This window comes from Terriglobia bacterium (assembly GCA_032252755.1).
Classification (GTDB): Bacteria; Acidobacteriota; Terriglobia; order Terriglobales; family Acidobacteriaceae; genus JAVUPY01.
On sequence record JAVUPY010000009.1, the window covers coordinates 49,860 to 62,155 of the forward strand.

Genomic DNA, 12,296 nt, shown 5'->3' on the forward strand with positions numbered 1-12,296 from the left:
CACGACAATGCTAGCAGGAACGAGAGAGGCTTGCAGGGGCTGGCGACCGCCATAATGGCGCGCTTCCTGGAGGAATTCACGAGCCAGTTCGAGAATAACGGACAAACGAACCTGTTGGTACGAGGTTCGGGAGTGACTTTCGTTATTTGTTGACCGCTACGTTAACAACTAACATATCGGTTCGATAACTCCGATCTAACGATGAAGAGCGCTGACGGCCATTCCTCAACCTTCAAGGTCCCCGTGTGGTTCTCCGCAACCATACGGATGCTGTACTGCGGGCTGATGCTGTTGCTGTCGAGTTACTGCCTGCTCGCTTATCTTCCGGATATTTATTACTCGTATATAAGAGCGCCATTCCAGGCGTGGCTTCCCTGGCTTATCGATCACCAACCGTCGCTTTTCAGTTCGGTGGCGCTGGTACTGTGCATTACGCTGTTTCTTGAGACGGATAAGCGGCATCTCCGACGATTGCTAATCGAATTTACGGCTTTACAGGTTGGAGCGGCTCTGTTCTTTATATTTGTTCGACCATTTGCGGAGATCCAGAACGATTCGCGTAGCTTCATCTGGGCCATGGTCCTGCTGTTTCCGATAGTATTCCTGGGCCTGCTGGACCGGCTTGCACATTGGAAATCCATCGAGGAGTCAAACCAGGGGCCGCCACAGCGGCTGGAATTCGCCGCTCCATTATTGCTGGCGACTGCGATAGCGATTGTTTTTCCGGGCGTGGGTATCCTGCGATCGCTGCAGGCCAGCACGGCTTTTCGCATTGAAGCTTTCGATATCGGGGCGTGGATTTTCGCAATCTTCGCCCACGTTTTGTTCTGCGCCTTCCTGTTGAGCCTCTTCAACCTTCCCGAGTCGCTCTTTCGGAATTCTGCACGGCGCGCGAGATTGCGGTTTTTCTTGCGCAACCTGATTGTCTGGGTTGTTTTGCAACGGATCGTTCAGAACGTCATTCTCGATTCAGTGCCCTTTTACTCGCTGGCGTCGCAGATTTATTCGGCGGCATTCGCTCTTTCTCTGCTGATGCTGGGCGGGTCATTACTCCTCCTCTTCGTGCAATTCGTGCGGATGCGTGGAGGGGTGCTGGTTAACGTGAACAGGTCGCGGCTCGCGATTGCAGTGGCCGCCATTCTCGTTGCCTGTGCGTACATCGTGCCGGTATTCATCGACATGATGGACTGGAATTACCTTCTTCAGAAGACCTGCACGCTCGTGCTCTGGGCGATTGCATTCACTGCCGCGTTTCTGTGGCGAAGAATGCGTTCGCCTCGACCTTATCCCACAGCAGTGTTGGTTGCGGTGCTTGTTTGTAGTCCATTGCTATATGTCTTTGCGTTGAAGGATGCAACTGGAGCGTCGCGGCCGACCTCGGGAAAGGGAATGCAAGGTGCACTGAGCAAGCACCTGAGCGTGGACGCCTCGTACCGCGTAATCCAGGAACTGTGGTCTTGGCACAAGTCAAAGCCTTGCGACGATCTCTGCAAATATCTGCTCACGCAAACCAACTTACCGCCCACGGCCAGGGCTACCGCGGTGGATATACAGCTCACGAAGGAATTGAAGCCCGCGCAGGGCAAGAAGCCCAATATCTTTCTTTTCGTGGTCGACAGCCTGCGCCAGGACTACGTCTCCGCCTATAACCCGGCCGTGACCTTCACTCCGGAAATCGGAAAGTTCGCCGCCGACAGCGTGGTACTGCGGAACTCGTTCACACGCTACGCCGGAACAACGTTATCGGAGCCGGCGATCTGGTCGGGAACCATGTTGCTGCACAAGACCTACCTGCAGCCGTTTCACAACGTTGACAGCCTTGAAAAGCTGCTGGACGTGGACGGATACCAACGCTTCATCACCGTTGACATTCCAGTGTTGCAGGTAATCCTCCAGCCCACGCCGGACTTAGTGCGCCTGGACGAAAACGTGAAGCGATGGACGCAGGTGGACTTCTGCTCGACCCTGAGTGAAGCGGAGTCGAAAATCAGCCGGCGTGCGGACCCGAACCAGCCGATATTCATGTTCACGATGGCGAAGAACATCCACACGGTCACGCTGTCGGAACTGCCTCCGGACCGCCAGCCCAAGAAAGCATATCCGGGTTTCAGGGCCACGACCGCTTCGGAACTGCAGCGGATGGACGGTTGCTTCGGGGGTTTCGTTCGCTATTTAAAGGCCTCGGGCCTGTATGACAACAGCATCATCATCCTGACCTCGGATCACGGAGATTCTTTCGGGGAGTTCGGTCACCAGGGTCACGCAATGGAAGTCGATCCAGACGTGCTGCGAATCCCATTGATCATCCACTTGCCCGAGCAGATGAAGAAGCGCTATTACAACGATCCCAACCAGGTGGCGTTCAATATCGACGTCACGCCAACGCTCTACTATTTGCTCGGACACGGACCCATCGTGAACGACCCGCGCTTCGGGCGGCCTCTATTTACGAAAACTAAAGAAGAGGCCGAAGAATACCAGCGGGACAACTATCTCGTCGCCTCCAGCTACGGCCCTATCTACGGTATCCTGGGCAAGAACGGGAAGAGCCTGTTCGTTGCTAATGCGGACCGTGGGACGAATCAATATTTCAATCTGAGGAACGATCCCGAAGGCGGCATCAATCGTGTGAACGACAAGATACTCGCTGCCGATCAGAAGATCGTTCGCGACGACGTAGAGGCAATTGCCAGGCTATACCAGTACAAATACCACGCACCCACCTTTATGGATTGGCTGATGCACTGAGGCGACGGACCCTCGACCTGTCGCGAATCCTGCAGTTGTAACAGAAATCGGAACTGGTCAGGCGCCTAACCGCGTGTGGGTGCGCGGAGCCGGGCACACCGGCCCCGAACGTTGTCTCCGCCCGTTAGGGAGAGAGTGCCCAGGGGAGCAGCAAAGGGTCGACGGCCAGTGCATGCGGCGGATGCATTCCCAATGCGGCTTTCGGTGACCTCCACGATGCGGCGAGTTGACGGAATGATTGTAATCAGAAACAGAAACCGGCCACCGCAGGGGTGGCCGGTTCCATGGATGGACTCACTCAGAAGGTAATGCGGCCAGTGAGCATGATCATGCGCGGCCCCGCTCCTTCTGCGGTTTGCAGACCGCTGATGCTGCCGAAGGCGCCCGAGTCCACCTGCACGTTGGGAACGTCGTAGTTGCGGTGATTGAAGGCGTTCGCAGCCTGGGCACCGAACTGGAAGCGCAGCCGCTCCGAGACCATGAACGTCTTCAGCAGCGACAGCGAAACCGACTGCGTTCCCGGGCCGGTAACCGCTCCCACAGGCGCATTGCCGAAACGTCCTATATTGTTTCCGGGGATTGGGAAGGCCGCAGGGTTCAGCCACATCGGCACGCCGCCGCTCGATCCCGACATGTACGGTGAAACACTGGTGTTGATATCGGTGCGCGTTACGCCCAGCACATTGAGAATGCCGGTGCCCGCGGGGTCGGTGGTGCCCTCGTACGGCGTCAAGAACGGCCCGCTCTGGAACAGCAACAATCCACCGAACTCCCATCCACTGACAATCCTGTTTACGAAGGCGCTGCTGGAGGAGAGGAAGCGCTGCTTCTGCCCGAACGGCAAGTCGTAAAGAAACGTCGTCAGAAAGCGGTGGCGACGGTCGTAGGAGACATTGCCGTAATCGAGGCCCGGGTTGAAGCGACTGGTCTCCATCGCCCCGCCGGCGCCCACTATGTTGCTGGGATTGCCGCCCTGGGCATCCGATAAGTCCTTTGTCAAAACGTAGCTGCTGTCGAACTGGAAGCCGCGCGAGAAGCGCTTGCTGACCTCCGCGGTGAAACTGTTGTAGTTGCTGACGGCGTAATTGCAAACGCAGTCAAGGATGCCCCACGAGGGATAGGGACGCTGGTCGGCCACTGCGTTGTAACCCACTGTGTTCGGCGGCACCTGGTTCAGGTCCTGCTGCGAATCAAGGTGGCTGCCGTGATTGCCCATGTAGGTCAGTCTCACGCCTATGTCATGTCCGATATTCCTCTCCAACGTCAAGTTCCACTCCTGCACCGTCGGATCTTGGTAGTGCAGGGGGAAGACGTCAAAGAAGTTTGCCAGGCCCGGGACGAACAGGTTCGATGGGAACGGCGACGGGAAGGACAACTGAGGCTGGCCGCTGCCGTTGAAATCGTTCGGGTACGTAGCGATGTAACTGGTGCTCACGGCCCATCCGGTATAGGACGAAAACCCGAGCGGAATCGCGACGAACCTTCCATAGCCGCCGCGGAGAACGGTGCTGTCGTTGCCAAATAAGCGCCAGGCGAACCCGATTCGTGGGCCGAAATCGGTCTTGTTGGTGAAGCGCAGAGAACTCGGGATTCCGGCCTGCTGTGCCATAAGGATAGGCGTGGGATAGATCGATTGCGCAAACCCGGGCTCGGTCAGCCCCAAACCAACCTTGTCGGGAACGACCACCGCCCCATTGACTACCTGCCCGTTCACGACAGAGGAGTAATCCGGCAGGAAGGCAGCGGTGTTGTGATTCTGTGCTGAAAGCGGAGGGTGGAGTTCGTAACGCAGCCCGATATCGATGGTGAGGTTGTTGGTGGCTTTCCAGTCATCCTGGGCATAGAAAGCATACGAGTGGCCGATGCCGATCATGCCCGGGTCGCTAACTTGCGCCAGAGTGACCGCGTCCGGGTATCCAAGCAGGAATGCTGCGTATGGATCGCCGATCTGCTGGCCGACAGGGGAAGAAAGATCGTAACTGTACCCGCCCAGGGTCGCGCCGCCGAAAACGTTTCCATCCTGGTAGCGGAGGCGGTTGAACTGGAACCCGAACTTGAAATTGTGCTGGTGATGGGTCCAACTCAGGTTATCGATGAATTCGAGGGTCTTGTTCTTCTGCTCGCTGGCATTCCCGCCACCCGTACTCACAAAACCGTTGATCATGAAGTTAGGCGCCGTTGCGAAATTGGGAACCTGCGGCAGGCCCTCGATACCAATCGCGCTGACCAGCGCCGCGGGGTTGGCGTTGAACTGGGTCTGGTTATCGGACGAACTGAAGCCAGCGCGAAACTCGTTGAGAAGGTTCGGCCTGATCACCCAGTTGTGCGCAGCAGTCAATCCGGAGACGGTCTGGGGTGTCGAGACCGTGCCGAGCATCGGCGACCCCACAGACAGCGGCGACATGCTCGAATCCATCCTCTTGTAGGTGTACCGGACGAACACGTTTTGCTTGCTGGTCAGGTACTGGTCCACTCGGAGATCGCCCTGGTTGCTGGAAATGGGCGTTGCAACGTTTTCCTGGTAGTTGTTCTGGTAGGCGTCTGCCGGGCCGAAATTCGGTGTCGGGAAAAGAGCGTTCAAGGCGTTCGCCGACGTGGGTGAGATGGGCACGTTGTTGCAGGGGATCGGCGTACCGTTCGGCTGATACACCTGCGCTACTCCCTGCGCCGCGAGATAGGAACAGAGATCCCCCTGCCGCATTGCGTTTGACGGCACGCTGACCAGGAAAGGTTCTTCCTTGGGAAGACGAAGACCCTCGTAGCTGGCGAAGAAGAACGTTTTATTGTGGCCATCATAGAGATGAGGAATGGCCACGGGCCCGCCCAGATAGGCTCCGAAATTGTGCATGTGGATCGAAGGCTTGCTGAGAGTGAACGGGTTCCCGGCATTGAGAGCGGAGTTCTCTTCATTGTCGAAGAGCCCGCCGTGGAACTGGTTGGTGCCGCTGCGGGACGTGGTGGTTACATCCGTCACGCCGCTGAACTCGGCGTTATTGTTGCTCTCACCGACGCGAATCTCGGCGATGGAGTTGAACGACGGGAACAGTTCGGTGGTGGGACCGCCGTACTCGATGTTCAGCGTGCTGATGCCATCCAGCGTGAAGGACTGGAGCGTGGGCGTCGATCCGGCAATCACGAGGCTGTTGTTATTGTCGGTCTGAACGCCGGGTTGAGTTGTCAGCGTCGAGTAGGCGCTGGTCGAACCCGTGGAACGCGAATAGATTGCAACCGGGAGGTCTACGAGCGCCTTTCCAGTTTTGGTCTCGGCAATTGATGATTGATCGGTTGTCACCACTCCGACCGAGGTGCCCCGGACCGTAACGGACGTCGCTTCCGAGCCCACCTTGAGCTTGGCATCCACGCGCTTCACTTCCCGTGACTGCAGCACCAGGTCGGTGAAGGTCTGGGTGGCAAAGCCCTTGGACTGCACCGAAAGGTTGTAGTGCGCCGGTTGCACGTTTACGAAGGCATAGGAGCCTTGGCCGTTGGTCTGCGCCGTGCGGGTGGCCGAGGTGCCCACGTCGGTCAAGGTGACTGTGGCGTTTGGTACCACGCCGCCCGAGGGATCCTTTACCGTCCCGACGATACTACCGAAGGTGGACTGGGCCACGGCTGGCCCTGGCACGATGAACAAGAAAAACGCGAGAAGCAAGCTTACGGCTAGGAACAACTTTCGAGACCCGGCGGGGTCGGCGGACAACTGAAACACGGTCATTTCTTCCCCTCAAAGTGATGGGTCGCAGCAGGCCAATACGTTCTTTGGAGTTTCAGCCCCAATTAGCAACGGGGCGGGTTTGCTAGACGCCGCTCAATGGCGTACACTCCCAACTACTTTCCGCAAGGGCCTGTCGATCCAGCTTCACTTTGACTCCGGGTCGGTCACAGCGTGGAGTTTCTTTCCGTAGCCGAAACGTTAATGACGTCTTTTCTTCGACAGGTCAGCCACTTAGGGGTGCTCCGCTGGGAATGTTAACGGCAGTTAAAACAGGTGATCCGGTTCCCGAAGACGAGTTTTCGCAGGAAGTCGTTCGGCTTTTGGCCAGCCAGACGCTACAAGGGGCCGAAACTTTAAGAAATCTCCTGCGCTATCTCTCGGACCATACCCTCCAGCAACCAAACGAACACGTAAAGGAGTACCAGCTCGCGACTGAAGTTTTCGGGCGGCACTCGGAGTTCGATCCACAGACCGATGCCACCGTGCGGGTGCAGGTGCGGCGACTCCGTGTGAAGCTGGCGCAGTATTACGAAACCGAAGGGGCCGACGATCCCATCTTGGTGGAGATTCCGAAAGGCGGGTATGCGGTTACCTTCAGGCGGCGACCGAGTTTAACGGCCGTCCTGGACCATGCCCCTGCCGATCCGAACCAGGCCGATGCACGGGACCAGGCGAGCACGCATAGATCGCTTCGCCCGTGGAGACAAATCGCGGCCACCGTGCTGGTGCTATGTCTTGCCGTGGCGGTAATCTTCGTGCGCCGGATGGAAGGCGGACGATCGCTGGCGCCAGCCACCCCCCTGCCCTCGCTGCAATCGGCTCCCGAAGTCGAGCGACAGTTCTGGAAGCCATTCATTAATGGCTCCGAGGAGCCTTGGGTCGTCTTCAGCAATGCCGAGTTCGTCGGCCGACCGGAGACGGGCATGCGCTACTTCCAGCCGGGCACGAAAATTGGGGACGAACCGGTGACCGAGCATTACACCGGCGTTGGCGAGGTGCTCGGTGTTCTCGACCTGGACCGCCTCTTCCTGCGCCTGGGACGAACGTTCCGCGCAAAGCGGGCCCACTTGTTCACTCTCGATGACGCGCAGAACAGCAATCTCATCTTTATCGGCTCGCCCGCGGAAGACCCTGCGCTGGTACAACTCGGCACCAGGGCCAAGTTCATTTTCCAGCGGGTGGCATCGGGTGTCCGGAAGGGCGATTTGGGCATCGCGGACGTTGCCCCATCTCCTGGTCAACCACGGATGTTTCTTCCCAGCCCCCCGAACCGGCCCCTAAGTGTCGATTACGCTGTCATTTCACTGACACGGGGCATCAATGAGCAACACTCGACCCTGCTGCTGGCGGGTACGACGACGATCGGTACCGAGGCGGCGGTCGATTTCGTATGCCAACCGAACTCCCTCTCGGAACTGCTGCAGGCGCTTCACCTGCCTCCCGCCGCCGAGATCGGGCCCTTTGAGGCGGTGCTGCGCGTAAAGATAGAGCAGGATGTCCCGGTGGCTACAGAACTGGTAGCGATAAATCAATGAGGTGGCGCTACCAGCGTGCCGCAATTACCGCCAACTTAGCGTGACAACGCGCTGCACATAGCCCGACCCGGCGGGGAACTGGACGACAAGATGGTCCCCTTTCCGTTCCCCACCTTCCACCGTAACCTTCTTCAGTCGCGCGTTGTTAATTCTCAGGTTCAGATGTTGAGTGTTCGAGGCGGGCGCTTCCAAAGTAATGGCCAACGATCGCGACGAATAGCGCTGATCCAGAACCTTCATCTCGGTCGTCTCGGATCCCGCCAGCGGTAACCGGGGAGATATGCCCACCTCAAGTTCGGGCAGAGGAATATTCGCTACCTGCGTACCGCTTGGTTTGGCCTCGCACTTTGCGGTAGAAGTGCCGCCGGTCACGAGACACAGTGGTATTGGGATCTGTGAATGTACCGTCACCACTAGGTTCGTTCCCTTCCGGACGATATCAACATCGAGGTGGTTCGGGCCAAACGGCACGTTGTGCAGCGAGGCGCCGTCCCATGCAGCGGGAATTTGCGGGGAGACTCGCAGCACATGGTTGGGGACGTCCGCCTCAATACCGAATAATCCGCGCACCGAAGGAGAGATTACCATCGCCGAAGACCACATCTGGTGTGCAGTACTGCGTCCGAGGGGCTGAAAAAACCGGCCCGAAAGCAATTCCGTCACTGCTCCCTGGTCCTGCGCCCATGTCAGGTCGAGGTTTTGCATCAGGTGTGCGTAGGCGGACAGCGAATGGCCGGCACGATACTCGGCCAGCGACACCCACCCCGTAAACAGCGGCCATACCGATCCCTGGTGGTAGCTGATCGGATCGTAGATCTTGCTCCCGTCCGACACCGAACGCGTCCCCCAGTCGGTCGAGAATTCGTCAGAGGCCCAGCGCTCGAACATCTTGTCAGAACCGGGCAGCTTCAGCGTCCCCGACCACCATGCCACCGACGGAAAAATCGTCGCTGTGGTATCGAAGCTCCCGTTGGCATTGCGGCTGAATGCGTAAAAGCCGTCCTTGAGATACTCCGGCAGTTTGCTGCGCACCAACGATGCCTGCTGCTCGGCCTCTTGTGCGAGCGACCTGTCGCCCAACAGCCTTGCCATGTGAGCCAGCGCGTTTTCCGCCTGCTCATCCAGCGATGCCAGATACATCTCCTGATGCGGCATGCCCGGCGGCCAGGATTCAACCCAGCCCGTCCCCGCGCTGTTGTCGTAGATGCCATCACTATCGGAATCGTGACCGCGCATGAACGCGTAAGCGCGGCGCACGTTGTCCCAATGTTGGCGCAAGAAGGTGACATCACCGCTCGCCTGGACGTAGTCGTCCATCGCCATCAAGAACAGGGGCGTGGCATCCGCGGAGGCGTACTCGTAAGGCAGCGCGGACCAGTCCACCAGGTCCGCGGTTTGCGCGTACTCGTGCATCATTTTGCCGTCGGCTCGTTGCCGGTTCATCAGGAATTCCAGTGCGTTCCTGGCGAGACCGAAGTCGCCGTAGCTATCGATGGCGTACAGGGACCAGAGCGTGTCGCGGCCGAAAAACCACCCGAAGCCCGGCCGGGCAGAGTCGCCTGAGCTGAACCAGCCGGCGGCGAGCCCCTTTCCGGAGCCATGCTTGACCTGCATCTGGTCGATAGAAATTTCGGCCCAGCGCAGCGCGTTGTCGAATTGCGGATCCGGTGTGCTGACGGTCAGTTTGTCATCGAAGAAGTGGCTGTAGTAATTCTCCGTCATTTGGTACGCCTGCGCGATGCCGGAGTAGAACTGCGCTACCCGCTTTCCGAGTGCCGCGATAGCGGCCGGTCCCTCCGGTTGTGATCCATCGGAGACGACTGCGAACAGAGGAAAATAGAAGTTGCTTTCGGTTTTCGGATCGAAATGCAATTTGAACTGCAGGGGGAAATACTTCGGCTTCTCCTGATAGGGTGGCAGTATTCCGGGTTGCGCGCCGGGCATGACGAGCGCGGCAAAGAATTTTGGGTTATCGGTGCTCAACAGGTACCCGCCAATGCCGTCAAAATCATTCCATGATGCGGAAGGGCGCCCGAAATTCGGTGCCGGCCATTCGCGCTGCAACACAGGGTCGAACGAGAAGGTGATGTCGGCAGGACGGACGGCGTGAATCTCGAACAGCACAACCACTCCCGCGGCGGCGTCGGGGCCGCGCACGGCGAACATGTGTTGCTTCACTGTGATTGCAGCGTGAGCGTAGGTGATGGTGGTGAGGTCCGGTTCGACCTGCACAACGGCTGCCTGCTGGTTCAGGTCGATGGGAACGGGATAATCGGCCAGTTCCGCCGTGATATGGAAATTCCGCAACACCTTCACAGGAAAATCCCACAGCTCGAACGTGCCGTCCTGCTGGCCGAAAATGCCCCCACGCTCGCCCACGACGGTGAAAGGCTGGTTGGGCTGCGCGGGGCGGACGATCTCCATCGCAGTTTTCGACAATGGAAATTTCGGCAACGGTCGCGGTGCAGCTTGCGCCAGAGACAGAGTCGAAACGCATAGCAGGAAAATGAAAGTCGCCAGGCACCAGCCTGGCGGCACCCGGAAAGTGGTCATTCTTCTTTGTCACCCTTCGGAGCAGATCGAGGCAGTAACTCACTCTAGCAGATACAGCCTCCATGCAACACCGAGCTGCGACGGCATCCCTCCCGTCTTCGCAGTCAGGCAAGATTTCAGTCAGCAGAAGGCCGAAGCATTTGCGAATTCGAACTGAATCCTCACCCCCGCTCGCGCAGTTCCCGCTCGAATGACTGCGCGCGAAGGTTGCGATGGTCTGCGTCGCCAGCCATGGAGGGCCTGAGCGAGCGCGCTGGTTACACCGCCCATATCCAGTAAGGTGGTGGCGAGCACGACATCGAGCGTCTGGTGGTACCGCGGAAAAGTGAAGGAGGCAATTAAACGTCACCTCAGCAAGGGTGCACCGTCGAGACTGATCGCCCCAGATGTTATTGCCGATGAGAGTAAAAGAGACTGGCGGAGGGAGCAGTCTGCTGCGAACCGCTCTCTCCCTGCTAACAGCGAAATTTACAGGGAACGTTGACGACAATTTCATCATTTCGAGGCAAGAGCTCGCTCCAACACCTCCGATTATCAATGGCTTAGATAATGCTCGAATTTCTCGGTGGATTCTATGCAGGGAATTTCTGTCCCCGTAACAGGGAATGCCGAACTTTTATGCAGGGATTTGCTGTAATTGCAGCAAGAGCAGTTGTTAGCGCAAATACCCTCAACACCCTCGCGAATAAAGCAGGTGCTTCAATGCGGCGATCGGCTGAAGCTGAAGTTAGGGAGAGCCGGTGCGTCTCAGATCTTCTTGACGTTCTTTGCTTGGGGCCCCTTTTGTCCCTGCTCGGTTTCAAACTCCACCCGGTCACCTTCGCCTAATGACCGAAAACCCTCCCCGGAGATCGAAGTGTGGTGTACGAAGACATCCTTGCCACCGCCGTCAGGTGTGATAAAGCCGAAACCCTTCGAGTCGTTGAACCACTTAACTGCACCTTGCATATCTATCTCCCAAGTGACCGGTGTGCCCAGTACTTTAGCATTCAGCAAGCAAATCGAGTAGCGGCTTGGTGGCTCGTGGTTTCCTGAAGGGCCGCATTCTGAAATACTCAATGCATGGAGCGTGAACGATTCGCGAAGGTGGTAGAGGAGGTGCTCGACTCTCTGCCGCAGGAGTTTCGTGATCGCATCCGGAATGTCGCCGTCCTAGTAGAGGACCTACCCCACGATCAGCCACGACCTCAGCCCAAGAGGCCAAGGCGGTTGCTTCTGGGACTCTTCCACGGCGTGCCAACGACTAAGAAGAGCGTTTTCGACTTGCCGACCGGGCCCGATTACGTCGTGCTCTATCAGAAGAATATTGAGGCTGTGTGTTCTAGTGAGGCAGAAATCCGGGAGCAAATACGCCGGACGGTAATCCATGAGCTAGGTCACTACTTTGGAATGGACGAGAACCAACTGAAAGATGTTTAGGGGCCTCGCTTCGTCGGATCGCGGGTGTATGTCTAGGCATGACGCAGCACTTTGGGTGGAATGTCACTCTCGTCCGGATTGTGTGGCTACTGCTCTTCTTGTTCGCCGGGACTGGAGGACTCGCCTACGTCTTCCTCTGGGTTGTTATGCCAAATGAAGCTTAGAAAACCACCGGACTTAGAGTGAATGTATGGTCCGCCGCCGGACTGCAAGAGGGGTGAAGTTGGGCGGAAGGGACAGTCTGCGTAAATGTATCCGGCCTTTAGTGGAGACTCGCTCTCCGGGCCTTGATGATGATCCGCGCGTGTCGGTCCTTATAAATCGCT

General features: G+C 57.8%; 7 protein-coding genes. 4 read left to right on the top strand and 3 right to left on the bottom strand.

The genetic code is table 11. From position 1 onward, the window contains the following. Positions 1-201 precede the first annotated feature (201 nt). Complete coding sequence (locus ROO76_01430) at positions 202-2,748, top strand: sulfatase-like hydrolase/transferase (GenBank protein MDT8066805.1); 2,547 nt, start codon at positions 202-204, stop codon at positions 2,746-2,748. Between the two features lie 298 nt (positions 2,749-3,046). Here ROO76_01430 and ROO76_01435 read toward each other — a convergent pair whose 3' ends face one another. Next, positions 3,047-6,463 carry a TonB-dependent receptor gene (locus ROO76_01435; GenBank protein MDT8066806.1) on the bottom strand — a complete coding sequence of 1,139 codons (3,417 nt, stop codon included), beginning with the start codon at positions 6,461-6,463 and terminating at the stop codon, positions 3,047-3,049. Between the two features lie 251 nt (positions 6,464-6,714). On the opposite strand from ROO76_01435, the gene ROO76_01440 reads away from it, so the two are divergent. After that, entirely contained in the window at positions 6,715-7,998 is a 1,284-nt protein-coding gene (locus ROO76_01440; GenBank protein MDT8066807.1) for a hypothetical protein, read from the top strand. Positions 7,999-8,022: 24 nt separating this feature from the next. On the opposite strand, the gene ROO76_01445 is transcribed toward ROO76_01440, so the two are convergent. Both ROO76_01445 and ROO76_01450 read right to left on the bottom strand, forming a co-directional pair. Then, a complete protein-coding gene (locus ROO76_01445; GenBank protein MDT8066808.1) occupies positions 8,023-10,551 on the bottom strand; it encodes a glycogen debranching protein in 2,529 nt (842 codons plus the stop codon). A gap of 747 nt (positions 10,552-11,298) precedes the next feature. Continuing rightward, entirely contained in the window at positions 11,299-11,499 is a 201-nt protein-coding gene (locus ROO76_01450) for a cold shock domain-containing protein (GenBank protein MDT8066809.1), read from the bottom strand. Positions 11,500-11,613: 114 nt separating this feature from the next. Between ROO76_01450 and ROO76_01455 the strand changes: the two genes are divergently transcribed. Then, positions 11,614-11,970, top strand: a complete 357-nt coding sequence (locus ROO76_01455; protein ID MDT8066810.1) for a metallopeptidase family protein — start codon at positions 11,614-11,616, stop codon at positions 11,968-11,970. Between the two features lie 17 nt (positions 11,971-11,987). After that, positions 11,988-12,134 (top strand): PspC domain-containing protein, encoded by a 147-nt coding sequence (locus ROO76_01460; GenBank protein MDT8066811.1) that lies wholly within the window; start codon positions 11,988-11,990, stop codon positions 12,132-12,134. The last annotated feature ends 162 nt before the right edge of the window (positions 12,135-12,296 follow it).